Annotated in this window: 22 protein-coding genes, 1 tRNA gene and 2 pseudogenes; 15 read left to right on the top strand and 10 right to left on the bottom strand. The window is 51.2% G+C overall.

All coding sequences use genetic code 11. The annotated features are described in order from the left end of the window. The first annotated feature begins 105 nt into the window (after positions 1–105). From AACU94_RS20720 to AACU94_RS20730, 3 genes are read left to right on the top strand one after another with little or no spacing between them, the layout of a single operon-like run. Positions 106–453 (top strand): YidH family protein, encoded by a 348-nt coding sequence (locus AACU94_RS20720; RefSeq protein ID WP_135488538.1) that lies wholly within the window; start codon positions 106–108, stop codon positions 451–453. After that, positions 443–805, top strand: a complete 363-nt coding sequence (locus tag AACU94_RS20725; RefSeq protein ID WP_130206779.1) for a DUF202 domain-containing protein — start codon at positions 443–445, stop codon at positions 803–805. Before AACU94_RS20720 ends, AACU94_RS20725 begins: the two co-directional genes overlap by 11 nt. Then, positions 802–1,299, top strand: a complete 498-nt coding sequence (locus tag AACU94_RS20730) for a radical SAM protein (RefSeq protein WP_135385276.1) — start codon at positions 802–804, stop codon at positions 1,297–1,299. The genes AACU94_RS20725 and AACU94_RS20730 overlap by 4 nt, the downstream gene beginning before the upstream one ends. Before the next feature lie 7 nt (positions 1,300–1,306). Here AACU94_RS20730 and emrD read toward each other — a convergent pair whose 3' ends face one another. Beyond that, positions 1,307–2,491, bottom strand: coding sequence for a multidrug efflux MFS transporter EmrD (gene emrD, locus AACU94_RS20735; protein ID WP_130215120.1), 1,185 nt, complete (start codon positions 2,489–2,491; stop codon positions 1,307–1,309). 296 nt (positions 2,492–2,787) lie between these two features. Next, entirely contained in the window at positions 2,788–2,877 is a 90-nt protein-coding gene (gene tisB, locus AACU94_RS20740) for a type I toxin-antitoxin system toxin TisB (protein WP_000060506.1), read from the bottom strand. A gap of 563 nt (positions 2,878–3,440) precedes the next feature. Here tisB and ivbL point away from each other — a divergent pair. From ivbL to uhpT, 7 genes and pseudogenes are all read left to right on the top strand, one after another. Beyond that, entirely contained in the window at positions 3,441–3,539 is a 99-nt protein-coding gene (gene ivbL, locus AACU94_RS20745; protein WP_130215122.1) for an ilvB operon leader peptide IvbL, read from the top strand. Positions 3,540–3,644: 105 nt separating this feature from the next. After that, entirely contained in the window at positions 3,645–5,333 is a 1,689-nt protein-coding gene (gene ilvB, locus AACU94_RS20750; protein ID WP_135488539.1) for an acetolactate synthase large subunit, read from the top strand. Positions 5,334–5,336: 3 nt separating this feature from the next. Beyond that, positions 5,337–5,627 (top strand): acetolactate synthase small subunit, encoded by a 291-nt coding sequence (gene ilvN / locus AACU94_RS20755; RefSeq protein WP_104920000.1) that lies wholly within the window; start codon positions 5,337–5,339, stop codon positions 5,625–5,627. A gap of 73 nt (positions 5,628–5,700) precedes the next feature. After that, positions 5,701–6,291, top strand: coding sequence for a transcriptional regulator UhpA (gene uhpA / locus AACU94_RS20760; RefSeq protein ID WP_047612689.1), 591 nt, complete (start codon positions 5,701–5,703; stop codon positions 6,289–6,291). Beyond that, entirely contained in the window at positions 6,291–7,799 is a 1,509-nt protein-coding gene (gene uhpB, locus AACU94_RS20765; RefSeq protein WP_130261101.1) for a signal transduction histidine-protein kinase/phosphatase UhpB, read from the top strand. The genes uhpA and uhpB overlap by 1 nt, the downstream gene beginning before the upstream one ends. A gap of 9 nt (positions 7,800–7,808) precedes the next feature. Further along, positions 7,809–9,127: pseudogene (uhpC, locus tag AACU94_RS20770) on the top strand (MFS transporter family glucose-6-phosphate receptor UhpC). A gap of 202 nt (positions 9,128–9,329) precedes the next feature. Further along, the gene (gene uhpT, locus AACU94_RS20775) at positions 9,330–10,721 is read left to right on the top strand and encodes a hexose-6-phosphate:phosphate antiporter (protein WP_130206773.1); all 1,392 of its coding nucleotides are present in this window, start codon (positions 9,330–9,332) and stop codon (positions 10,719–10,721) included. A gap of 46 nt (positions 10,722–10,767) precedes the next feature. Here uhpT and adeD read toward each other — a convergent pair whose 3' ends face one another. Beyond that, complete coding sequence (gene adeD, locus AACU94_RS20780) at positions 10,768–12,534, bottom strand: adenine deaminase (RefSeq protein WP_135488540.1); 1,767 nt, start codon at positions 12,532–12,534, stop codon at positions 10,768–10,770. 175 nt (positions 12,535–12,709) lie between these two features. Here adeD and adeQ point away from each other — a divergent pair, with 175 nt between their 5' ends. After that, on the top strand, positions 12,710–14,044 hold the full coding sequence (gene adeQ / locus AACU94_RS20785; RefSeq protein WP_135488541.1) for an adenine permease AdeQ: 1,335 nt from the start codon (positions 12,710–12,712) through the stop codon (positions 14,042–14,044). Between the two features lie 52 nt (positions 14,045–14,096). Then, positions 14,097–14,549, top strand: coding sequence for a DUF1198 domain-containing protein (locus AACU94_RS20790; protein WP_130222486.1), 453 nt, complete (start codon positions 14,097–14,099; stop codon positions 14,547–14,549). Positions 14,550–14,673: 124 nt separating this feature from the next. Here AACU94_RS20790 and AACU94_RS20795 read toward each other — a convergent pair whose 3' ends face one another. Both AACU94_RS20795 and AACU94_RS20800 read right to left on the bottom strand, forming a co-directional pair. Continuing rightward, a complete protein-coding gene (locus AACU94_RS20795; protein WP_130206761.1) occupies positions 14,674–14,997 on the bottom strand; it encodes a helix-turn-helix domain-containing protein in 324 nt (107 codons plus the stop codon). Beyond that, on the bottom strand, positions 14,981–15,334 hold the full coding sequence (locus AACU94_RS20800; RefSeq protein ID WP_130206759.1) for a type II toxin-antitoxin system RelE/ParE family toxin: 354 nt from the start codon (positions 15,332–15,334) through the stop codon (positions 14,981–14,983). The genes AACU94_RS20795 and AACU94_RS20800 overlap by 17 nt, the downstream gene beginning before the upstream one ends. A 233-nt stretch (positions 15,335–15,567) precedes the next feature. Here AACU94_RS20800 and nepI point away from each other — a divergent pair, with 233 nt between their 5' ends. Further along, positions 15,568–16,758 carry a purine ribonucleoside efflux pump NepI gene (nepI, locus tag AACU94_RS20805; RefSeq protein WP_135488542.1) on the top strand — a complete coding sequence of 397 codons (1,191 nt, stop codon included), beginning with the start codon at positions 15,568–15,570 and terminating at the stop codon, positions 16,756–16,758. 40 nt (positions 16,759–16,798) lie between these two features. Here the strand turns inward: nepI and yicS are convergent, their stop codons facing one another. Beyond that, positions 16,799–17,092 carry a protein YicS gene (gene yicS / locus AACU94_RS20810; RefSeq protein ID WP_064526021.1) on the bottom strand — a complete coding sequence of 98 codons (294 nt, stop codon included), beginning with the start codon at positions 17,090–17,092 and terminating at the stop codon, positions 16,799–16,801. 220 nt (positions 17,093–17,312) lie between these two features. On the opposite strand from yicS, the gene nlpA reads away from it, so the two are divergent. Beyond that, a complete protein-coding gene (nlpA, locus tag AACU94_RS20815) occupies positions 17,313–18,131 on the top strand; it encodes a lipoprotein NlpA (protein WP_135488543.1) in 819 nt (272 codons plus the stop codon). 3 nt (positions 18,132–18,134) lie between these two features. Here the strand turns inward: nlpA and AACU94_RS20820 are convergent. Beyond that, positions 18,135–19,059 (bottom strand): annotated as a pseudogene (locus AACU94_RS20820) (carboxylate/amino acid/amine transporter). A gap of 204 nt (positions 19,060–19,263) precedes the next feature. Between AACU94_RS20820 and fliB the strand changes: the two are divergent. Next, positions 19,264–20,478 (top strand): flagellin lysine-N-methylase, encoded by a 1,215-nt coding sequence (fliB, locus tag AACU94_RS20825; protein WP_135488545.1) that lies wholly within the window; start codon positions 19,264–19,266, stop codon positions 20,476–20,478. 162 nt (positions 20,479–20,640) lie between these two features. On the opposite strand, the gene AACU94_RS20830 is transcribed toward fliB, so the two are convergent. The 3 genes from AACU94_RS20830 to xanP form a co-directional block, all read right to left on the bottom strand. Beyond that, positions 20,641–20,735: transfer RNA gene (locus AACU94_RS20830), tRNA-Sec, on the bottom strand. 331 nt (positions 20,736–21,066) lie between these two features. Beyond that, positions 21,067–22,776, bottom strand: a complete 1,710-nt coding sequence (locus AACU94_RS20835) for an AsmA family protein (RefSeq protein ID WP_130215142.1) — start codon at positions 22,774–22,776, stop codon at positions 21,067–21,069. Between the two features lie 121 nt (positions 22,777–22,897). Then, on the bottom strand, positions 22,898–24,289 hold the full coding sequence (gene xanP / locus AACU94_RS20840) for a xanthine/proton symporter XanP (RefSeq protein ID WP_130215144.1): 1,392 nt from the start codon (positions 24,287–24,289) through the stop codon (positions 22,898–22,900). Positions 24,290–24,456: the final 167 nt, after the last annotated feature.

The raw sequence follows: 24,456 nt of genomic DNA on the forward strand, positions 1-24,456 counted from the left end.
ACCTCCTTGTAATGGATGGCAAAAGCATATCAGGAAACGGGCGGACGAAATTCTTAAAAATAACCGCTAAATGCAGAGCGTTAGTGAAAGTGCAAAGGAGCAACAATGAAAATTTCCCGCCTCGGAGAAGCGCCTGATTACCGCTTTTCGTTGGCTAATGAACGTACATTTCTGGCATGGATCCGTACCGCGTTGGGATTTCTGGCGGCGGGCGTCGGGCTGGATCAACTTGCGCCAGACTTCGCCACGCCCGTCATTCGTGAGCTGCTGGCGTTATTGTTATGCCTGTTTTCCGGCGGGTTAGCGATGTATGGCTATCTGCGCTGGTTACGCAATGAAAAAGCGATGCGTCTGAAAGAGGACTTACCCTATAGCAACAGCTTATTAATCATCAGTTTAATATTGATGATCGTAGCGGTAATAGTCATGGGGCTGGTGCTGTATGCCGGATAGTCGCAAAGCCAGACGCATTGCTGATCCCGGACTTCAGCCAGAACGGACATCGTTGGCGTGGTTTCGCACCATGCTGGGCTATGGCGCGCTGATGGCGCTGGCAATTAAACACAACTGGCATCAGGCCGGCGCGTTGTTCTGGATTTCTATTGGCATCCTCGCCATTGTGGCATTAATACTTTGGCGCTATACCCGTAATCGTAATTTAATGGATGTGACTAATAGTGATTTTTCTCAATTTAACGTCATCCGTGACAAATTTATGATCTCCCTCGCGGTGTTATCTCTTGCAATACTGTTTGCTGTAACGCATATACATCAACTAATCGTATTGATTGAGAGAGTCGCATGACAGGAAGTCAGGTTGTAAATGCTGAAGAGGACAGGCATAAACTGGTTGTAGAGTATAAAGATGCGCTACAACCTGCCGATTTTTATCAGAATTTCAAACAGCGGGGTCTTCGCTCCGTGCAACTTATTCCCCATATAGAATTTGATGACCGGGGCGAGCTGACAGCTTCTTCGGTGACGGCTGAACTGTGGGGACAATTTTTAATCGCACTGTTCGAGCATTGGGTGCGTGCAGATATTGGTCGTATATCAGTCGAACTTTTTGACGCCACGCTGCAAAAATGGTGCGGGAGCGAAAACGTACAACTTCGGCGGGAGTGTCAGGTGTGCGACTGGCATCGCTTGTGCCGGCATTCCCAGGAGGATTCTCCTGGCAACGTGCTTTGTGTTGGCTATCAAGCTTTTTATTCCCACTCTGCGCCGCACATGCGGGTGATGCGTGACCTGATAAAGCAGCATCGTTCTCCCATGGAGTTGATGACGATGCTGCGGTGACGTGAGCTTAAACAGGCTGCCCCTGATGCGACATCCGCGTCGCCAGCGGTAGCCAGCACAGCACGATCAACAATCCCATTAAGGTCATCAACAACCCCAGGCTGCTCTGACCGGTTTGCGGCAGCATCGCGGAGAGCGACGCCAGCACGCCGGAACCAATGTTTTGCAGGCCGCCGACCAGCGCACCAGCCGTGCCAGCCAGGAAGGGGAATGGCTCCATTGCGCCACTGGTTGCGAGCGGAAACAGCATCCCGGCACCGAAAAAGAACAGCGCGGCGGGAACGAGCAACGTCCAGACATTCATCACGCTAAACCAGCCGGGGATCCACATCATCATTCCTGCCAACAGGCAGCAGATAACCGACTGCCACATTAACGTAGAGAAGCGTTTATTCGGTCGACCAGCAAACCATGCGCCGAAGAATGCCGCTGGAATTGGCAGAATAAACAAAATACTGACTGTCATACTGCTTAACCCTAACACTGCACCCATCAACACACCGGAACAGGCTTCGAAAGCGGCAATCCCTGCCAGACCACCAATTAACATCAGCAAATAGCAGTTAAAGCTGCCATTGCCAAAGAGTGTTTTATAACTGGTGAGCAGGCGCGTACGCGGCGCATCGACAGGGCGTGTTTCCGGCATCCAGCGCGCCATGCTGAACGTCACACTGGCACAAAGCACCAGTAAAAACAGATAACAGGCCCGCCAGCTCCACAGGGTATTCAGCAGGCCGCCAATGAGTGGTGCGAGCAACGGACTTACGAGAATCCCCATATTTAACATGCTATTAGCGTGACGAAGCTGCGTCCGTTCATATAAATCACGCGGCAATGTACGCGCCATTACGCCGCCGACCCCGGTCCCCATCCCCTGAATCGCACTGGCGGCAATTAACACCGTCAGGCTGGAAGTGGTGACTGCCACCAGTGTCGCCAACATAAAAATGGACATTCCGACGAGGATCACCGGGCGGCGTCCCACCCTGTCGGAAATTGGGCCATAAAATAGTTGTGAGATACCGTAGGTCAGCAGATAAGCGCCCATTACGCTCTGCACCGCCCCTTCACGGACGTTGAGATCTTGTGCCATATCGGCAATAGCAGGAATATAAATAGTTTGTGCCATCTGACCGACGGCCACGAGTAATACCAACATCAATAATAAATTGACGTTTCTATGCCTTTTCATTATCACGGACGCTTTTAAAAATATATTTAGAATAAGTTACTACGCATTCGAATAAATGCAGGAGAGGAATCTATCACATTGATAAATGTTAGCCAGATATATATACGGAATGATGAATAACAAAACGGCAGAAAATATAAACAACAGCGGCAATAAATGTTGCCGGAAGGACTTTGGCTTAAATAAATACTGTGGGCCGGATAAGATGCGTCAGCATCGCATACGACACCAATCTGCCAGCAGAATATGAAAGGGGAGCGGTTTCCCGCTCCCCTTTAGTGCGGCTTGAATCTGAATCACTTCAGGTATTTCAGAACAGCATCAAGCAGTTGCAGTGCAGCAACAATGAGTTTGAGGATAAGAATGGCAATATCCACCAGGCTCATACGCGTCTCCTGTGGTTCAGGAGCACTGCCAGCTGACGTACCTTTCCGCTGCCTGTTGCCAGCTGTTGCGCACGCAGCTTCTTCAGAAGAAACGTTGTGCTTGTTGACATAACACAGTGTGCTCACGCGGGGTTAAGGCGCTGACGGCACCACCCGTTTCAGCCAGGACTTAGTGCGCCGGGTAACGATGCGGCCCCGCATAACACATTGCGTACAGTGATATTATAGAATTATACTGTATAAATAAACAGTAAAAATTAGACAAAATCAAAACTGTGATCGATACTCAATTATGCGCTAAATAAGTCAAAATTCGTGCCGAAATTGCGCGTTCTGCGCGGAACACGTATACTTTCAGTGTTGACATAACACAGTGTGCTTTGCGGTTACCAGCCGCGGGCGACTGACAAAACCTCGCTCCGGCGGGGTTTTTTGTTACCTGCGTTTCAGTACAAAACGTGATCGACTCCCCAATTATTCCTTGATGAAAAATTTTCCATTGTCTCCCCTGTAAAGCTGTGCTTGTATAAATATTGTTAAACACAAAACCAACAAGGTCCCCAATGATTACTTCCATGCTCAACGCGAAACTACTACCAACTGCGCCATCCGCCGCAGTGGTCGTCGTGCGTGTGGTGGTGGTCGTCGGCAATGCGCCGTAGGGACTGGAACAACACACGATTCCAAAACCCCGCCGGCGCAAACCGGGCGGGGTTTTTCGTTTAAACACCTCCCGGAAAGTCGGCCCAGAAGAAAAGGACTGGAGCATGGCAAGTTCGGGCACAACATCGACACGTAAGCGTTTTACCGGCGCAGAATTTATCGTTCATTTTCTGGAACAGCAGGGCATTAAGATTGTGACGGGGATTCCGGGCGGTTCGATTCTCCCTGTTTACGACGCCTTAAGCCAAAGCACGCAAATCCGCCATATTCTGGCCCGTCATGAACAGGGCGCGGGCTTTATCGCCCAGGGAATGGCGCGTACCGACGGCAAACCGGCGGTCTGTATGGCCTGTAGCGGGCCAGGTGCGACTAACCTGGTGACCGCCATTGCCGATGCGCGGCTGGACTCCATTCCGCTGATTTGCATCACCGGCCAGGTTCCCGCCTCGATGATCGGCACCGACGCCTTCCAGGAAGTGGACACCTACGGCATCTCTATCCCCATCACCAAACACAACTATCTGGTCAGACATATCGAAGAACTCCCGCAGGTCATGAGCGATGCCTTCCGCATTGCGCAATCAGGCCGCCCTGGCCCGGTGTGGATAGACATTCCTAAGGATGTACAAACGGCGGTTTTTGAAATTGAAGAACAGCCCGCGGCGGCAGAAAAAGCCGCCGCGCCCGCCTTTAGCGAAGAAAGCATTCGTGACGCTGCGGCAATGATTAACGCCGCCAAACGCCCGGTGCTTTATCTGGGGGGCGGTGTCATTAACGCGCCCGCGCGGGTGCGTGAGCTGGCTGAGAAAGCGCAGCTGCCCACCACCATGACCTTAATGGCGCTGGGCATGTTGCCAAAAGCACATCCGCTGTCGCTGGGCATGCTGGGGATGCACGGCGTGCGCAGCACCAACTATATCTTGCAGGAGGCGGACCTGCTGATTGTTCTCGGTGCGCGTTTTGATGACCGGGCAATTGGCAAAACTGAAGAGTTCTGCCCGAATGCCAAAATTATTCATGTGGATATCGACCGCGCGGAGCTGGGTAAAGTTAAGCAACCGCACGTGGCGATTCAGGCGGATGTTGATGATGTGCTGGCGCAGCTGATCCCACAGGTGGAAGCCCAGCCGCGTGCAGAGTGGCACCAACTGGTGGCGGATTTGCAGCGCGAGTTCCCGTGTCCTATTCCGAAAGCGTGCGATCCATTAACACATTACGGGCTGATTAACGCCGTTGCCGCCTGTGTCGATGACAACGCGATTATCACCACCGACGTGGGTCAGCATCAGATGTGGACAGCGCAGGCCTATCCGCTCAATCGACCACGTCAGTGGCTGACTTCTGGTGGGCTGGGAACGATGGGCTTCGGTTTACCCGCAGCGATAGGTGCGGCGCTGGCTAACCCGGATCGCAAAGTGTTGTGTTTCTCCGGCGACGGCAGCCTGATGATGAATATTCAGGAGATGGCGACCGCCAGTGAAAACCAGCTGGATGTCAAAATCATCCTGATGAATAACGAAGCGCTGGGACTGGTGCATCAGCAACAGAGTCTGTTCTACAAGCAGGGAGTTTTTGCGGCCACCTATCCGGGAAAAATCAACTTTATGCAAATTGCGGCCGGGTTCGGCCTCGAAACCTGCGATTTGAATAATGAAACCGATCCGCAGGCGGCATTACAGGAAATTATCAATCGCCCTGGTCCGGCGCTGATCCACGTACGCATTGATGCCGAAGAAAAAGTGTACCCAATGGTGCCGCCAGGCGCGGCAAATACTGAAATGGTGGGGGAATAAGCCATGCAAAACACAACTCATGACAACGTGATTCTGGAACTCACCGTTCGCAACCATCCCGGTGTAATGACCCACGTGTGTGGGCTTTTTGCCCGTCGTGCTTTTAACGTCGAAGGCATTCTTTGTCTGCCGATTCAGAACAGTGATAAAAGCCACATCTGGCTACTGGTCAATGACGATCAGCGACTGGAACAAATGATAAGCCAAATCGACAAACTGGAGGATGTGGTGAAAGTGCAGCGTAATCAGTCTGACCCGACAATGTTTAACAAGATAGCCGTATTTTTTCAGTAACCGCTCAAGGCTTGAACAGTGGCGCGCTTATCGTTAAGGTAAGCGCGTTTTTTTTACCCGCCAGGACAAGACCATGATAACCGTTGCCCTTATAGACGATCACCTTATCGTCCGCTCCGGCTTTGCGCAGCTGCTGGGGCTGGAACCTGATTTGCAGGTAGTTGCCGAGTTTGGTTCCGGGCGTGAGGCGCTGACTGGCTTACCTGGGCGCGGTGTGCAGGTGTGTATTTGCGATATCTCAATGCCGGATATTTCCGGGCTGGAGCTGTTAAGCCAGCTACCGAAAGGTATGGCGACAATTATGCTCTCCGTTCACGACAGTCCGGCGCTGGTTGAACAGGCGCTTAACGCGGGGGCGCGCGGCTTTCTCTCTAAACGCTGTAGCCCGGACGAGCTGATCGCTGCCGTGCATACGGTTGCAACTGGCGGCTGTTATCTGACGCCGGATATCGCTATTAAACTGGCATCGGGCCGTCAGGACCCGCTAACCAAACGCGAACGCCAGGTGGCAGAAAAACTGGCGCAAGGGATGGCGGTGAAAGAGATTGCCGCCGAACTGGGGTTGTCGCCAAAAACTGTGCATGTACATCGTGCCAATCTGATGGAAAAACTGGGCGTCAGCAACGACGTTGAACTGGCGCGCCGCATGTTTGATGGCTGGTGATGAAGACATTTTTCTCCCGCTTAAATACTGTAGTTTCCTGCTTTTTTATCTTCTCTGCCGCATGGTTTTGCCTGTGGAGTATCAGCCTGCACCTGGTTGAACGACCGGATCTGGCGGTATTGCTGTTTCCGTTCGGTCTGCGACTGGGGCTGATGTTGCAATGCCCGCGCAGATACTGGCTGGTGCTGATGGGCGCAGAATGGCTGCTGATTTACTGGCTGACGCAGGCGGTTGGGTTAACGCATGATCCGTTATTGATGATCGGTAGTTTGCTGACGTTACTTCCTGTGGCGTTGATTTCCCGCTATCGCCACCAGCGCGACTGGCGCACGTTGCTGTTACAGGGCGCGGCACTGACGGCGGCGGCGTTATTACAGTCATCCCCCTGGCTTTGGCATGGGTACGGAAACGAGCCCTGGAACGCCCTACTGATGACCTTAACCGGCGGCCTGACGCTGGCCCCCATTTGCCTGGTGTTCTGGCACTATCTGGCGAATAACACCTGGCTGCCGCTGGGGCCATCGCTGGTTTCCCAGCCGATCAACTGGCGTGGTCGGCATCTGGTCTGGTATTTGCTGTTGTTTGTTATCAGCCTGTGGTTGCAACTGGGGCTGCCGAACGAACTTTCGCGCTTTACCCCGTTTTGTCTGGCGCTGCCGATTATCGCCCTGGCCTGGCACTATGGCTGGCAAGGGGCGCTGATTGCGACGCTGATGAACGCCATCGCGCTGATCGCCAGTCAGACCTGGCGCGATCATCCGGTCGATTTATTGCTTTCGCTGCTGGTGCAAAGCCTCACTGGCCTGTTACTGGGCGCAGGCATCCAGCGGTTGCGCGAGCTTAACCAGTCGCTGCAAAAGGAACTGGCACGTAATCAACATCTTGCCGAGCGGTTGCTTGAAACCGAAGAGAGTGTGCGTCGCGACGTAGCGCGTGAACTGCACGATGATATCGGCCAGACCATCACCGCCATTCGTACTCAGGCTGGCATTGTCCAGCGGCTGGCGGCGGATAACGCCAGTGTGAAACAGAGCGGACAGCTCATCGAACAACTGTCGCTGGGCGTTTACGACGCGGTGCGCCGTTTGTTAGGGCGGTTACGTCCGCGCCAGTTGGATGATCTGACCCTGGAGCAGGCCATCCGTTCATTGATGCGGGAAATGGAGCTGGAAGGGCGCGGCATTGTCAGTCATCTCGAATGGCGGATAGATGAATCAGCGCTAAGTGAGAACCAGCGCGTAACCCTATTTCGTATCTGTCAGGAGGGGCTGAACAACATTGTGAAACATGCAGATGCCAGTGCGGTTATCCTGCAAGGCTGGCAGCAGGATGAGCGTTTAATGCTGGTGATTGAAGACGATGGTAGTGGTTTGCCGCCAGGTTCCGGGCAGCAAGGTTTTGGCTTGACCGGAATGCGCGAGCGCGTAACGGCGCTGGGCGGCACATTGACCATTTCCTGCCTGCACGGCACGCGTGTCAGCGTTTCTCTACCTCAACGTTATGTTTAAGGCTTGATGATGTTGCCGTTTCTGAAAGCACCTGCCGACGCACCGCTGATCAGCGATAAAAGTGAAATTGATGCTCGCTACCGCTACTGGCGTCGGCATATTTTGCTGACCATCTGGCTGGGCTATGCGCTGTTTTACTTCACGCGTAAAAGTTTTAACGCCGCCGTACCAGAAATCCTTGCCAACGGCGTGCTCAGCCGTAGCGATATCGGCCTGTTAGCAACGCTGTTTTACATTACCTACGGCGTATCGAAATTTGTCTCCGGCATTGTCAGTGACCGCTCTAATGCCCGCTATTTTATGGGGATTGGGCTTATCGCCACTGGCATCATCAACATTCTGTTTGGCTTCTCCACCTCGTTGTGGGCGTTTGCCGTGCTGTGGGTGCTGAACGCCTTTTTCCAGGGCTGGGGTTCGCCGGTTTGTGCGCGTCTGTTGACTGCCTGGTATTCTCGTACCGAGCGCGGCGGTTGGTGGGCGCTATGGAATACGGCGCATAACGTCGGCGGTGCGCTCATTCCCATTGTGATGGCAGCGAGCGCGCTGCATTACGGCTGGCGTGCCGGGATGATGATTGCCGGTTGTATGGCGATAGTCGTGGGGATTTTTCTTTGTTGGCGGCTGCGCGATCGCCCGCAGGCGTTAGGTTTACCGGCGGTCGGAGAATGGCGGCACGATGCGCTGGAAATCGCCCAACAACAAGAAGGGGCGGGGCTGACGCGTAAAGAGATCCTCACCAAATATGTGTTGCTGAATCCGTATATCTGGCTGCTTTCGTTCTGTTATGTGCTGGTCTATGTGGTTCGTGCGGCGATCAACGACTGGGGCAACCTGTATATGTCCGAGACGCTGGGCGTCGATCTGGTCACGGCGAATACGGCAGTAACGATGTTTGAACTGGGCGGGTTTATCGGTGCGCTGGTAGCCGGTTGGGGCTCGGACAAACTGTTTAACGGCAACCGTGGGCCGATGAATTTGATTTTTGCTGCGGGGATTTTGCTTTCCGTCGGCTCGCTGTGGTTGATGCCATTTGCCAGCTACGTGATGCAGGCAACCTGCTTCTTCACCATTGGTTTTTTTGTCTTTGGCCCGCAGATGTTAATCGGTATGGCAGCGGCAGAGTGTTCCCACAAAGAGGCGGCAGGTGCGGCGACGGGGTTTGTCGGCTTGTTTGCTTATCTGGGGGCGTCGCTTGCCGGTTGGCCGCTGGCGAAAGTGCTGGATACCTGGCACTGGAGTGGTTTTTCGTGGTTATCGCCATTGCCGCCGGGGTTTCGGCACTGTTGTTACTGCCCTTTTTGAACGCCCAGGCACCACGCGAAGCGTGATGCATCTCACTTTTCTACCTCATATCCGGCAAAACTAAGAAATTTTCCTGGTTTTGCCTGGACGCTATCTCAAGCCTGATTTGCTGCAGGTTTTTACAATGCCATCATTCGTTAATTCTTTCCCAAAATAATTCAAGTTGCAGGAACGCGAGCAGCTAAGGCACCTGCGGCCTGAAGTATGAAGGGAAATCAGGAGTAACCCATGCTGGCTTTCTTAAACCAGGTTCGCAAGCCGACCCTGGATCTTCCGCTCGAAGTGCGGCGCAAAATGTGGTTCAAACCGTTCATGCAATCCTATCTGGTGGTCTTTATTGGCTACCTGACGATGTACCTGATTCGCAAGAACTTCAACATCGCACAGAACGACATGATCTCGACCTACGGGTTGAGCATGACGCAGCTGGGGATGATTGGCCTGGGCTTCTCCATCACTTACGGCGTGGGTAAAACGCTGGTTTCCTACTACGCCGACGGCAAAAATACCAAACAATTCCTGCCGTTCATGCTGATCTTGTCCGCTATTTGTATGCTGGGCTTCAGCGCCAGCATGGGCAGCGGCTCGGTTAGCCTGTTCCTGATGATTGCCTTCTACGCCTTAAGCGGTTTTTTCCAGAGCACTGGCGGTTCATGCAGTTACTCCACGATTACCAAATGGACGCCGCGTCGTAAGCGCGGGACCTTCCTCGGTTTCTGGAACATTTCCCACAACCTCGGCGGCGCGGGGGCGGCGGGTGTGGCGCTATTCGGCGCAAATTACCTGTTCGACGGTCACGTGATCGGCATGTTTATCTTCCCGTCGATTATCGCGTTGATTGTCGGTTTTATCGGTCTGCGTTATGGCAGCGACTCCCCTGAAGCGTATGGTCTTGGCAAAGCTGAAGAACTATTCGGTGAAGAGATCAGCGAAGAGGACAAAGAGACGGAATCCACCGATATGACCAAGTGGCAGATCTTTGTCGAATATGTTTTGAAAAACAAAGTGATCTGGCTGCTGTGCTTCGCCAATATCTTCCTGTACGTGGTACGCATTGGTATCGACCAGTGGTCAACCGTGTACGCTTTTCAGGAACTGAAACTTTCTAAATCGGTGGCGATTCAGGGCTTTACGCTGTTTGAAGCCGGTGCTCTGGTTGGCACGCTGCTGTGGGGCTGGCTCTCTGACCTGGCGAACGGGCGCCGTGGCCTGGTGGCGTGTGTTGCACTGGCGCTGATTATCGCCACGCTTGGTGTGTATCAACACGCCAGCAACCAATATATCTATCTGGCTTCTCTCTTTGCATTAGGTTTCCTGGTATTTGGTCCGCAACTGTTGATTGGCGTGGCGGCTGTTGGCTTCGTACCGAAAAAAGCGATCGGCGCTGCCGATGGGATTAAAGGCACTTTCGCCTACCTGATTGGTGACAGCTTTGCCAAATTAGGTCTGGGAATGATTGCCGATGGTACGCCAGTGTTCGGCCTCACCGGCTGGGCAGGCACCTTCGCCGCACTGGATATCGCCGCTATTGGCTGTATCTGCCTGATGGCGATAGTCGCGGTGATGGAAGAACGAAAAATCCGCCGCGAGAAAAAAATTCAGCAGTTGACAGTGGCATAAACGTAACTGGTGACTTTTGCCCGGCATGACGCCGGGCTTTTTTTTATTATTCAGAGATTTCCAGCGCGGTGAAGGCAAACTTCTCGCCATCAAACAGCCCCTGACTGGTCAGTTTCAATGCGGGGATCACCGGCAGGGAAAGAAACGCCATCTGAATAAACGGTTCATCGGGTAACGGACCACATTCACGGGCAGCGACTTTTAACGCGTCAATTTGCTCTGCCAGCGACTGCGCCGTGTCGGTGCTCATCAGCCCGGCAATGGGCAACGGCAGATGACTCTGTACCTGGCTGTTACGGACCACGCACAGCCCGCCGCCATCCTGAATCACCTGATTGACCGCCAGCGCCATCTCTTCTGCGCTACGACCGATCACCACAATATTATGGCTGTCATGGCTGACTGTCGCTGCCAGCGCGCCTTCATTCAGGCCAAAGCCGCCGAGCAAACCACAGGCCGGAGCCAGACGTTGCCCGTAACGCTCAAGTACGGCAATAAAGCACACATCATCGCGATCAAAACCATTTTCGCTGTAGACGCTGGAGCGGGAGTGCGTGATCAGTTCGTTATGGATGACATCAATGACGCGATAGCGTTTTCCGGGGGTAAATTGCAGGGCAAAGTCGCTGGCGGAAACTGGCTGGCGATCAATGGTATTGCCATATGGCGGGGCGGATTGTGCCAGTCTCGCCGACTCTTCTGCCTGCAAGGTTTGTGCGTCAATCGGTTCGCCTTTCACCAGTACCTGTTGCACTGTGACTTTACGCGCGTCACTTAATAGGACAATGTCGGCCTGCTTGCCGGGAGCCAGTAAACCGAGATGATTCAGACCAAAATGGCGCGCCGTCGACCAGCTGGCTACGCGATATGCCACATGCAACGGCACATTGTGTTGTTCAATCAGTCGGCGAATTAAGGCGTCGATATGCCCTTCGTGAGCGATTTCCCACGGGTTACGGTCATCAGTACAAAGCATGCACTGTGGGCTGTTAAATTCGGTGATCAACGGAGCCAGCGCGTTGAGATTGCGGGCAGCGGACCCTTCGCGGATCATCAACGACATGCCGAGTTGTAATTTCCGACGGCCTTCTTCCAGCAAATAGCTCTCATGGCAGTTTTCAATACCGGCAGCAATATAGGCGTTAAGTTCTTTACCGCCTAAACCAGGGCAGTGACCGTCCAGAGTCAGATGGCGAAAGGCGTCCAGTTTATCGAGCAGCGCATTTTGTCCGCTAATTACACCAGGGTAGTCCATCATTTCGGCCAGACCAGTAACCTGCGGATGGTCGCGCCAGGCGAGCATCTGTTCGAGGGTAAAACTGGCACCGTTAACATCGCAGCCTTCCAGGGCGGGTACGCAAGAGCTGACCTGCAAATACTGGTTTTGCTTTGCCTGTTCGGCACAGCGAGCAAACCAGGCAAACCCGGCTTCGCCCATCACATTGACGATTTCATGAGGGTCGCAAATAACAGTCGTCAGGCCGCGCGGCAGGGTGGCGGTTTCAAAGGTGACTGGGGTCATCATGCTGGATTCAATATGCAGGTGAGCATCAATAAACCCTGGTACTGCCGTTGCGCCGTGGGCGTCAATTCGGCGCGAAGCCGGAGCATCAGCGTATTCTGCGCCGACACCGGCAATGTAACGTCCTTTAATCACGATTGGGCCGGGAATTTCTCCGCCATTGATCAGATCCAGAATAGAGACATTATCAATAATATAATCGGCAGCGGCTTCGCCACGGGAAACGGCTAACAATTCCTGGTATTCTACCCGACTAATGTGATGAAATTTATGGCTAATAGAATTGTTCATATTTTTTCTCATTTTGATTTTATCAATTTGATTATTATTTATCATAAAGAAACGTCGCGAGATTATTAAAGAATATCCATTAATGTGCAATTGAAATGTGATAATTATCACTGAACCGTTGTTGTCATTTGTTTTACAAAAGCAAGGGATTAAATCTCCTCCAATGGACAAAAAAATGAATAATGACAATACCGATTACGTGACTAATGAATCAGGGACGCTTTCGCGATTATTTAAACTACCGCAACACGGGACAACCGTTCGCACAGAATTGATTGCGGGTATGACCACTTTTTTAACTATGGTGTACATCGTTTTTGTTAACCCACAAATTCTTGGCGCAGCGCAAATGGACCCAAAGGTGGTGTTTGTTACTACCTGTTTGATTGCGGGCATTGGCAGTATTGCGATGGGAGTTTTTGCTAATCTTCCCGTCGCGCTGGCGCCTGCGATGGGGCTGAATGCGTTTTTCGCCTTCGTGGTGGTGGGGGCAATGGGTATCACCTGGCAGACGGGAATGGGCGCTATTTTCTGGGGCGCAATTGGGCTATTTTTGCTGACTCTTTTTCGTATCCGTTACTGGATGATCTCCAACATTCCGTTAAGTTTACGTATTGGTATCACCAGTGGTATCGGGCTATTTATTGCCTTAATGGGATTAAAAAATACCGGTGTTATTGTCGCCAATAAAGACACGCTGGTGATGATTGGTGATTTAAGTTCCCACGGCGTGTTGTTAGGTATTTTAGGTTTTTTTATTATAACCGTGTTGTCATCGCGTAATTTTCATGCGGCGGTGTTGGTTTCTATCGTCGTCACTTCCTGTTGTGGATTATTTTTCGGAGATGTTCATTTCAGCGGAATCTATTCTATTCCACCTGATATTAGCGGTGTTATTGGCGAGGTTGATTTGAGCGGGGCATTATCGCTTGAGCTTGCCGGTATCATTTTCTCCTTTATGTTGATCAACCTATTTGATTCATCAGGAACATTAATTGGTGTAACTGATAAAGCTGGCTTAATAGATAGTAACGGTAAATTCCCTAACATGAATAAGGCGCTATATGTTGATAGCGTGAGTTCGGTGGCTGGCGCGTTTATCGGAACTTCCTCTGTTACTGCCTATATTGAAAGTACTTCTGGCGTGGCGGTCGGCGGTCGCACGGGGCTGACTGCGGTTGTTGTTGGCGTTATGTTCCTGCTGGTTATGTTCTTCTCACCGCTGGTGGCGATGGTTCCACCTTACGCCACCGCCGGGGCCTTAATCTTCGTTGGCGTATTGATGACATCGAGCCTGGCACGCGTTAACTGGGATGATTTTACCGAATCGGTACCCGCATTTATCACCACAGTGATGATGCCCTTTACGTTCTCGATCACTGAAGGGATTGCGCTTGGCTTTATGTCGTACTGCATCATGAAAGTGTGTACTGGTCGCTGGCGCGATCTGAATCTGTGTGTGGTGGTTGTAGCGGCATTGTTTGCGCTGAAAATCATCCTGGTGGATTAGTATCTGATAAGTGTTTCCAGATATCATGAGTGCCGGTTACGCAGGAGAACTCATGATCTGGATAATGCTCGCTACGCTGGCGGTGGTGTTTGTGGTTGGTTTTCGGGTGCTGACATCCGGGGCCAGAAAAGCGATTCGCCGTCTCAGCGATCGGCTGAATATTGATGTTGTACCCGTTGAGTCAATGGTCGATCAAATGGGAAAGTCAGCCGGTGACGAATTTTTACGTTATCTGCATCGCCCGGATGAGTCGCACCTGCAAAATGCCGCGCAGGTGTTGCTTATCTGGCAGGTTGTCATTGTCGATGGTAGCGAGCAGAACCTGCTGCAATGGCATCGGATTTTACAAAAAGCCCGCCTTGCCGCGCCGATTACCGATGCTCAGGTCAGGCTGGCGCTGGGTTTTCTGCGCGAAATAGAGCCTGAAATGCAGGAGATTAATGCATTCCAGATGCGCTACAACGCATTTTTTCAGCCTGCTGAGGGCGTTTACTGGCTGCATTAAAACCGCTTTGCCTGATGCGACGCTGGCGCGTCTTATCAGGCCTACAGACCGAGTACGGATAAGGCATTCACGCCGCATCCGCTATCGGATCTGACACCAGGCGGACGCATTCTCTACGTTCTATTTACAGCAGCACCTCTAGCCCGTGTTTTTGCACAATACTAAGTAGTTTTAATGACATGCCGCTGGGGCGTTTAGCGCCACTTTCCCATTTTTGTACAGTTGAAACGCTGGTATTGAGATAGTGAGCGAAGACGGGTTGACTCACTTTTAATTTTTCCCGTAGTGCTTTTATCTCAACAGGTTGTAAGTCTGGTACGCTGGTCAGGCAGGCTTTGTCAAAAGTACGCATTGTTTCGGCAGAAATGGCATCAACGCTGGACAATCCAGCAGCCGCGCTGTGAATGGCCTCAAATGCAGGGCTTTTGAATTTAGTTTTTGCAGTCATAGCAGATCTCTGTCAGTTCTTTACTGTTAATCATTGCTGTCAGTTGGGCTTTCGTCAGGAAGGCATAATGCTTTGCGAGTTCACGAAATCCAGACAGTTCCTGACTACTGATGTTCGACATATCCTGTTTTGCATATAAAAACGTGTAAAACCAATTGCTACCCCCTTTCGCCAGAATAATCGCACGCTCACGATTTTGGTGAAGGCGCTTTTTAAAAACGCCACCACCAAGCGCATCAGCTTTACCCTGATCTGTTTCTAAAATGGCCCGACATAACTCTTCATCTGTTATTGCATGAGACTTGGCTTCCCTTGCAAACCATTTGGTTTTAAACACACGCATATCGTTGATGTCCTGTTATTAAAGCATATCACTAAGTGCGATACTTTATCCCTTGTTTCCAACGAAATCGCGTCAATGCATATCACCTTGCCATATGATTTTTATTTCCTCGAGCAGCCTCGAATTTTTCCCACAACACTGTAAAAGTTGCAAAAACGTTAAATGCATCACACATTTCAATGTTAGACTGGTCGGCTTTTCCCCTGAAACATGCCACGGGTAACACCATGAGTGAATATATCGAAGAAAACCGCGGCGCGGACGCCATTACCCGACCGAACTGGTCAGCCGTTTTCTCGGTGGCGTTTTGCGTCGCCTGTCTGATTATCGTTGAGTTTTTGCCCGTCAGTTTGTTGACGCCGATGGCGCACGATTTAGGCATTTCGGAAGGGGTTGCCGGGCAATCGGTGACCGTAACCGCTTTTGTGGCGATGTTTGCCAGTTTGTTTATTACCCAGACCATTCAGGCCACTGACCGCCGCTACGTTGTCATTCTGTTCGCCGTTTTGCTGACGCTTTCCTGCTTGCTGGTTTCCTTTGCCAACTCATTCAGTCTGCTGTTAATCGGTCGCGCTTGTCTGGGGCTGGCGCTGGGTGGATTCTGGGCGATGTCGGCGTCGCTGACCATGCGCCTGGTACCGCCTCGTACAGTGCCGAAGGCGCTGTCGGTGATCTTCGGCGCGGTGTCCATTGCGCTGGTAATTGCCGCGCCATTGGGCAGTTTTTTAGGCGAGCTTATCGGTTGGCGCAATGTCTTTAATGCGGCGGCGGTGATGGGCGTGCTGTGTATTATCTGGATTATCAAATCATTGCCTTCGCTGCCTGGCGAACCGTCACATCAGAAACAAAATACCTTTCGCCTGTTGCAGCGTCCGGGGGTGATGGCCGGGATGATCGCCATCTTTATGTCCTTCGCCGGACAGTTTGCTTTTTTCACTTATATTCGCCCAGTGTATATGAATCTGGCGGGATTCGGCGTTGATGGCTTAACGCTGGTGCTGTTGAGTTTTGGTATCGCCAGTTTTGTTGGTACATCGCTTTCGTCGTTCATTCTCAAACGTTCGGTGAAACTGGCCTTAGCGGGCGCACCGTTTGTGCTCGCCCTGAGCGCGCTGGTACTGACGCTGTGGGGAAGCGATAAAATTGTTGCTACCGGTGTGGCGATTATCTGGGGGCTGACCTTTGCTTTAATTCCTGTTGGCTGGTCAACGTGGATCACTCGCTCATTGGCCGATCAGGCAGAAAAGGCGGGGTCTATTCAGGTGGCCGTTATTCAGCTTGCCAATACCTGCGGTGCGGCAATCGGCGGTTATGCGTTGGATAACATTGGTCTGACTTCGCCGCTGATGTTGTCCGGCACATTGATGTTGCTGACTGCATTGTTAGTTACTGCAAAGGTGAAAATAAAGAAATCCTGATATCAGGTAAAGAAGCGTTGGTCAGTGGTTGTTGCTGCTCTTACATATCCGGGCATTCTACCTTACCCAGCGCTTCCCAATAATTGCTCTGATTATTACGTTCCATCGCCACGATGGCCTCGCGTATGTGTTGTTTATTGTTTTCATCTGACAACATTAACTTTTCCCACGCTTCATCTGACAACGATGCCTTCGGGGTGCAAATTTTCCGCAAATCCTCTAATACCGTATTTTTCTCTTTTGCGGACTGCAGTGAGCTAAAAGGCGACTCGGCGTATACGATGCCTGGCATAGCGAAAAAAGTGAAAATAAGCAGTAGTGTCGTTGGTTTCATGGATTCAACCTTTTACAAATGTGTATCGAATGAAGCATAAGTGTAGTTTGCTTTTATCGCTCTCATCATGCTGTACGAAACGCGCTTGTGTGGTCAGTAAGAAGTGCCAGACCTTATATTCCACTTTTATTCCTTTTTATTCTTATCGATAGCGTTTCGTTTTTTAAACCGCAGCGACCTTACCGCTATAGTCAGGTAATCATTAATAAAAGGATAAAAAATGAAACTGACAACACATCATCTACGGACAGGGGCAGCATTATTTCTGGCGGGGATCCTGCTGGCAGGCTGCGACCAGCAAAACAGCGATGCAAAACACATTAAAGTTGGCGTCATTAACGGTGCCGAACAGGATGTGGCAGAAGTCGCTAAAAAAGTGGCCAAAGAGAAGTATGGTCTTGAAGTTGAATTGGTTGGATTTAGTGGTTCGTTGTTGCCGAACGATGCAACTAATCAGGGTGAACTGGATGCCAATGTCTTCCAGCATCGTCCTTTCCTTGAACAGGATAATCAGGCGCACGGTTACAAACTGGTGGCGGTAGGAAATACCTTTGTCTTCCCCATGGCTGGCTATTCGAAAAAAATTAAAACAGTCGATCAGCTAAAAGAAGGAGCGACAGTAGCGATTCCGAATGATCCGACCAATCTGGGGCGTGCGCTGTTACTGTTGCAAAAAGAGAAACTTATTACCTTAAAAGAGGGGAAAGGTTTACTGCCAACGGCGTTGGATATTACTGAGAATCCACGCCATTTGCAGATAATGGAGCTGGAAGGGGCACAGTTGCCACGTGTACTGGACGACCCGAAAGTGGATGTAGCGATTATCAGCACCACCTACATCCAGCAAACAGGACTTTCTCCGGTGCGCGACAGCGTATTTATTGAAGATAAAAATTCACCGTATGTGAACATTCTGGTGGCGCGGGAAGATAATAAGGATGCAGAAAACGTGAAGGCGTTTCTGCAATCTTATCAGTCACCAGAAGTTGCTAAAGCGGCAGAAACCCTCTTTAACGGTGGCGCGGTGCCTGGCTGGTAATGATCAACCGTACCGCGCCGGACGATTACATTTTTCTGGCGCGGCGGCGGGAATCCATTGAAATCAAAATCACCGATGACAGAATCAGCAGCGTTCCCAGCCAATCTGGTAATGTGAAGGTGATCCCCAGCAACAGCAAAGAGAGCAGTGCGCTACTTAATGGTTCTGCACAACTCAAAATACTGGCTTTCGGCCCGCCAATTAACTGTGCGCCTTTCAGATACAGACTAAAGGTCAGCGAAGTTCCAATTACCACCAGATAGAAAAAAGCCAGAATCAGGCTGCCATTAACCACGAAATTTGTTCCTTGCCCGGCATAAAAGGGCAGCAGGACCAGCCCACCAATGAGCATACTCCAGCCGACGACGGGCAGCGTGCCGTAACGGGCAATGAGCGTTGAGGGGTATGTCGTATAGAATGCGGCAGCAAAGGCTGAAGCAACCCCCCAGAACAGCGCAGCAGGAGAGATCGACAACGATGTTGGATTACCGTGGGTGACCAGCAAAAATGTGCCTATCAGGGAGGTCAAAATCGCGGTAAATACCAGAATACCGGGGCGCGATTTTCGTACCAGTGAGAACCAGGCCACGATAATCGTTGGTGATAAAAATTGCAGCACCGTTGCTGTAGCTGCATTGGATTTTTCAATCGTCAGTAAGAAAGTTAGCTGGACGGTCAGGGCGCCAACAATGGAAAAAATAAGCAGGCTGATGGCATTTTTATGATTTTTAATGATTGAGAAGACTTTATCGCCGTGGACAAAAGAGAGCGTCAGCAGAATAAATCCGGCAAATATCAGTCGCGTCATGGTCAGAAACTGCGATGACATCTGACTTTGTTCCATGATGTATTGCGCGCAAACGCCTGAACTTCCCCATAATACGGCGGCAATCAGAACGTTCATCATCCCCTTTCTGGTGGAACCCATTTTTCCCTCTGCATACTGTTTTGTCGTTTATGTATGCAGGCATGATAGCAAAAATGGTGAGAATGACCCCTTCAGGTAAACCCGTCATTTGATGGGGCGAGCATTTATGAAACGAGTGAAATACTTGTTAAACCGTCAGGTTATGACGTTATCATTTTGTTCTGACAGCGTGCTACTGTTCGCTTTTTAAACGCGAAGAATGTTATGCAAATCCATAAAGTAGTAACCCCCGAGTTTGTGAAGAAGTTTGCCTGCGTCGGCCCCAGCTGCCTGATTTCCTGCTGTCAGGGATGGCAGATACACATCGACAAGAAAACCCATCATACTTACCTCAATGAACAACACCCGAAAATTGCCCAGTTGGCGAAAGAGAATTTATTACGGGTGAGAAATGGTAAAAGCCGCTATTCGATAATCAAACTGGACGCGCAGGGTCAGTGTCCGTTTCTCGATGAAAATAAATTCTGCCTGGTCCATCGCGATCTGGGAGAAAAAGCACTTTCAGAAACCTGTTCTACTTATCCACGTAGCAAAAAGTACTACGCGGATACAACTCGCCATTCGATGGTGCTCTCATGTCCAGAAGTAGCCCGACTGGTATTGTTTGATGCCGACAGCATGTTAGTGCACGAACAGGATGATCTGTTGGCTAAGGCGAAAAACACCTTCACCGCCAGGCAGCCGGTTAATCAGATCCACCAGATTGTGCATCTCTTTGCCTGGCACCTCCTGCAGGCGCCATCGTTGAACGTTGAAGAAAACCTGATGGCGTTGGCACAGTTTATGGTTTACCTGCAGCGCATTGAGTTCGATCTGCACAACCATTTTGCGCAGGCTGAACAGTACCATCAGGAGCTATTAAGCGAGCTGGCGGCAGGTATTAGCCTGATGAGCCAATCAACGCCTACGGAGTCGGTGGGATTGAAGGTGCGTGCGCTGACGGTATTGGGGTCGCTTGTCGCGAATAAGAGCAGCAGGGATCGTATTATTGCTGACGCGCATCGAAAGATGGCGGTGTATTTAGACGTAGCAAACAGCCCGGATAAGCAGGCTCTGGCTGACAAGTTTGCTGTCCTGAATAAACAGTGGCAGCAGCTTTGCCAGGATTCTATCCTCAGTGCTCCGCATGTATTGCGCAATTTACTGACCTACAAAATATACCACTGCCATTTTCCGGATGCTGATTTCTCAACGGTCATGCGCCAGGTTTACCGTTTAATTCTCGACTATTTCTATATTAAGCATTTGTTGAGTCTGACATCGCTGGAAGCAACTCTGGATGAGGCAACGGTACTGAAAATTGTGGCGAGCCTTGCCGAGTCAACCTTGCATTCGTCAACGATAAACCAGCGAATGAATGAAGCGATCGACATGATCAATGCCGGGGACGATCTCTCCTGCCTGCTGTTGATTAGTTAAATTCGCCTGTCGGGGATTGGGTTAAGCGTTTGTCTGACATCTCGCTTCCGCTGTAATAAATATTAAGAACAACTTCGGTAAAGCAGGTTGAATCATGAATAGAAGAAATTATCTGCTATAAACGGTATTACAAGGGATTGGTAAACGTCAGAAGAGGCATTTTGGCGGAAGATCACAGGAGTCGAACCTGCCCGGGACCGCTGGCGGCCCCAACTGGATTTGAAGTCCAGCCGCCTCACCGGAGACGACGATCTTCCGCGCCTCGATTGCTACATGGAGGCGGGGCGCATTATAGCTACTTCCTCGCCTTATCACATCCCCCATCACACTTTTTTCCGCTTCGTTTCGCCTTGCCATGATCCTCTTCACAGAAACTCTCGGCAAATCCATAAGTTACACTTTGGCACAACCGCGCTCCCAGAAAAAAGAAACGTAAGTTGATAACAAAAAATAGCAATATCCGTATTCTTAAGGATGGTTTACGCCGTGCAATGAGCGGGAACGAACATGGTAATTGGATACTCTACTGTTTGTTATTTATTGAAAAAATGCCGGGTACGGCTGTGTCGTACCCGGTGAGATTGATTTTTACTGCACTGGCTCCGTTGACGTAACTTCGCCACTGGAAACGACGCCAGCATTCATGGTTTGGGTTACCTGCTGCTTTTCAGCGTTCACAGCATGGAGTTGCCCGCTAACCGTGGGTTTTAGCGGTGCATCGGCCTGAATATCGCCGCTGGCGGTAAGCTGAATATTGCCGTCTCCAGTCAACGGTAATTCAGGCCATCCCCACTGTTGCAAAATATTCACCGGCACACCGCGTCCATTCAGGCTGATATGAGTCTGGCGCTGCGGCGTTTGTGAAACACTGGCAGTGGCTTCCAGAATGCCTTTCTCGGTAAACGCGCTAAGTTCGCTGATATTCACCGTGCTGCTGTTGGCGGCCAGTGCCAGCGACGGACGGCGAACATCAACACGATTGAACGTCGCGGCGGCGGCATTCAGATTCGCTGTGCCACTCCAGACGCCCCATTGGTGATTGGCAACCAGTGTCAGATTCGCGCCATAGCCATCGAGCGCGGTGAGTTGCCATGGAAAGTCAGGGTCGATATCAATGATCAGGTTGCGGCTGGCGCTAAATCTCTTCAGTTGCAGACTGTTTAACCAGCCGGGTGTTGTTTCCATCCATAACTGTTGCCAGTTTTTTGGCAGGGTATATTCCAGCCCGACAATTGCCGCATCATCGAGGATCAGCGTTTTCCCGTCGCGTTGCCAGTTTCCTGACGTTCTCACCATGCCACCTTCCCAACGGCTGGTAAACTGGCGCAGCGCCACGCCCTGCGGGGAAAATTCTGCGTTCATAATCGGGTCAAACAAATGTAGCGAACCATAAATAAACTCGCTGGCATTCATCGACAGCTTTCCTTCCTGTGTCTGCCAGTCATCTTTACTGAAGGTCATGTTGCGTAAGCTGAGATCGAGATCGGTCACCGCCCAGTCCGGGCCTTGCAGGCGAGCATCTATCACTTCCAGGCGACCAATCTGTAACGAAGGCACAGAGCGCAATGGCGCAAAGAAATCAGTCAGCGATTTTTCGCTTTGCAGACGGATATCCGCCATGCGCAGGTTTTCCACCTGCCAGCTACCGTCGGCGTTACGCTGCGCGTTTCCGGTTAACGTACCGCGCGCGATATCGGCACCCAGATTGGTCAGCGTAACGCGATCGTTATCAATACTGCCTTCAACCAACACATTGGTGGCAGGAACATCATTGAGCGACAGGGAGCCAGCACTGAACTGAATCTGCGCTTTCGTTCCCAACACTTTACCGGCTTCTGGCGACCACGGAATGACGCCGCCATTTACCCGCTGAGCACTTAATTTCCACTCGCTATTTGGGCTATTAAATGCCATATCGCGCAGTTGCAGGCGATCGGCTTTGAACGGTAGCGGGGCGGTCTGGTCGGTGAGATTCAGCGTCCCGTTTTCCAGCAGAATGGAATCGACATGGCGCGGTTCGGTCAGTTGCCGACTACTCAAGGCGATATCAACACTTTTTGCCACCAGGGTAGCGGGCTGTCCATCACGACCAAACGTGACGTTCTCCAGTATGATATGAGACGGCGCGGAAAAGCGGTGATCCATTGCCCCGAAGACCAAATGGTAGTCGCTATTTTCGGAAATCCATGCGCTGATATGCTCCGCACCCCAACGGGTTTGCAGAAGAAAATAGAGGCCAGTTATCACTACGAGTAGCGCGACGAAAATGTAGAGAAGCAGCTTCCCAATAAATTTCATAGTCTTCCATCCCGCGAAATACACATAAGGGAGTTATGCACGATTTACGCGCATTCCTCAAGGCGGGAATGGTGAAAGAGGGTCGCTGCGGCGGTAAAGAAACTTACCGCCGCTAAGTGAATTACGGTTTTTCCGGCGGGAAAATCAGGTTCAGCACAATGGCAGTAATACCGCCAGCGGCAATACCTGAAGAGAGCAGGTTTTTCAGCCAGTCAGGGGCAAATTGCAAAATCAGCGGCTGCTGAGAAACGCCCAGACCGACGGCCAGCGACAGTGCAATAATCAGAATTGCCCGACGGTTCAACGGCTCGCGGGAAACGATGCGTACACCGGATGCGGCGATGGTGCCAAACATCACAAGCGTAGCGCCGCCCAGAACTGGCTCTGGGATGTGTTGCACGAAACCACTCACTGCCGGGAACAGGCCCAGCACGATCAACATCAGCGCCACCACAAAACCGACATAACGGCTGGCAACACCCGTTAACTGAATTACACCGTTGTTCTGTCCGAAGCAGGAGTTCGGGAAGGTGTTAAATACTGCCGAGACAAACGAGTTCAGGCCGTTTGCCAGCACGCCGCCTTTCAGACGTTTCATGTACAGCGGGCCGGAAACCGGCTGTTCGGAAACGTCAGAGGTCGCGGTGATATCGCCAATGGTTTCCAGTGAGGTGATCATAAAGACCAGCATCAGCGGCAGCAGTAGGCTCCATTCAATACCAAGACCGTAATAGAGCGGCGTTGGTACCATAATCAGTTCTTGCGTCATCGGTTCGTTGCTTTCTGGCAACATACCCATAAACCACGCCAGCGCATATCCGGCCGCCATCGCAATCACCAGCGAGGCCACGCGTAAGTAAGGGTTACGTTGGCGGTTAAGCAGGATAATTAAGGCTAAGACCACACCCGCCAGCAGCAGGTTTTTCGGTGCGCCAAAGGTGTTGTCGCTCATGGCCGCATAGCCGCCACCAATGGACGTTAACCCAACCTGAATTAGTGACAGGCCGATAATCATCACCACGATGCCAGAAACCAGCGGCGTAATAATGCGGCGCGCCAGATGCAGAACTCGAGAGATCACCATCTCCGTGCAGCTTGCTAACATCAGCGTACCGAACAGTGCCGCCATCATGGTGGGAACATCAGCACCACCGGTCTTCAGCGCCGTGCCGCCCATAATCAGCGGGGCAACAAAGTTGAAGCTGGTACCCTGAATCGACAACAACCCGGAACCTACCGGCCCCCAGGCTTTAATCTGAATAATCGATGCCACACCGGAGGCAAACAGCGACATACTAATAATGTGTTGTGTGTCCTGTGCCGGTAAACCTAGCGCCTGGCAGATGAGAAGCGCAGGGGTGATAACCGCGACAAACATCGCCAGCAGGTGCTGACAGGCGGCAAACAGAGTTTGAGCAAGCGGTGGACGATCTTCAAGACGATAAATCAGTTCGCTGTTTTGAGTCTGCGCAACCGGTTGCGCATTTTCTGACTCGAGGGTGGAAACAGACATCGAAAACAATCCCGTGGTAGCAAAGCGGGCATTTTAGCTGACCGAAGGGCAAAAGCAAACGTTTGCCATGCATTCTTCTAAATATTTAAATGCGATAAATGCACTTTTTTATATAACTTTTGGTTGTTTTCTGCTTAAAATCCATGCCATTTTTTTATTTTCAGCTA

This window comes from Escherichia sp. E4702 (genome assembly GCF_963883545.1).
Classification (GTDB): Bacteria; Pseudomonadota; Gammaproteobacteria; order Enterobacterales; family Enterobacteriaceae; genus Escherichia.

Bases quoted from the DNA above. Each gene is read 5' to 3' on its own strand.
- AACU94_RS20730 (WP_135385276.1), top strand. From the start codon at position 802: ATGACAGGAAGTCAGGTTGTAAATGCTGAAGAGGACAGGCATAAACTG.
- uhpA (WP_047612689.1), top strand. From the start codon at position 5,701: ATGATAACCGTTGCCCTTATAGACGATCACCTTATCGTCCGCTCCGGC.
- yicS (WP_064526021.1), bottom strand. From the start codon at position 17,092: ATGAAACCAACGACACTACTGCTTATTTTCACTTTTTTCGCTATGCCA.
- uhpT (WP_130206773.1), top strand. From the start codon at position 9,330: ATGCTGGCTTTCTTAAACCAGGTTCGCAAGCCGACCCTGGATCTTCCG.
- tisB (WP_000060506.1), bottom strand. From the start codon at position 2,877: ATGAGCCTGGTGGATATTGCCATTCTTATCCTCAAACTCATTGTTGCT.
- nepI (WP_135488542.1), top strand. From the start codon at position 15,568: ATGAGTGAATATATCGAAGAAAACCGCGGCGCGGACGCCATTACCCGA.
- fliB (WP_135488545.1), top strand. From the start codon at position 19,264: ATGCAAATCCATAAAGTAGTAACCCCCGAGTTTGTGAAGAAGTTTGCC.
- AACU94_RS20790 (WP_130222486.1), top strand. From the start codon at position 14,097: ATGATCTGGATAATGCTCGCTACGCTGGCGGTGGTGTTTGTGGTTGGT.
- ilvB (WP_135488539.1), top strand. From the start codon at position 3,645: ATGGCAAGTTCGGGCACAACATCGACACGTAAGCGTTTTACCGGCGCA.
- nlpA (WP_135488543.1), top strand. From the start codon at position 17,313: ATGAAACTGACAACACATCATCTACGGACAGGGGCAGCATTATTTCTG.
- ilvN (WP_104920000.1), top strand. From the start codon at position 5,337: ATGCAAAACACAACTCATGACAACGTGATTCTGGAACTCACCGTTCGC.
- AACU94_RS20795 (WP_130206761.1), bottom strand. From the start codon at position 14,997: ATGACTGCAAAAACTAAATTCAAAAGCCCTGCATTTGAGGCCATTCAC.
- adeD (WP_135488540.1), bottom strand. From the start codon at position 12,534: ATGAACAATTCTATTAGCCATAAATTTCATCACATTAGTCGGGTAGAA.
- ivbL (WP_130215122.1), top strand. From the start codon at position 3,441: ATGATTACTTCCATGCTCAACGCGAAACTACTACCAACTGCGCCATCC.
- uhpB (WP_130261101.1), top strand. From the start codon at position 6,291: ATGAAGACATTTTTCTCCCGCTTAAATACTGTAGTTTCCTGCTTTTTT.
- AACU94_RS20725 (WP_130206779.1), top strand. From the start codon at position 443: ATGCCGGATAGTCGCAAAGCCAGACGCATTGCTGATCCCGGACTTCAG.
- AACU94_RS20720 (WP_135488538.1), top strand. From the start codon at position 106: ATGAAAATTTCCCGCCTCGGAGAAGCGCCTGATTACCGCTTTTCGTTG.
- xanP (WP_130215144.1), bottom strand. From the start codon at position 24,289: ATGTCTGTTTCCACCCTCGAGTCAGAAAATGCGCAACCGGTTGCGCAG.
- emrD (WP_130215120.1), bottom strand. From the start codon at position 2,491: ATGAAAAGGCATAGAAACGTCAATTTATTATTGATGTTGGTATTACTC.
- AACU94_RS20835 (WP_130215142.1), bottom strand. From the start codon at position 22,776: ATGAAATTTATTGGGAAGCTGCTTCTCTACATTTTCGTCGCGCTACTC.
- adeQ (WP_135488541.1), top strand. From the start codon at position 12,710: ATGAATAATGACAATACCGATTACGTGACTAATGAATCAGGGACGCTT.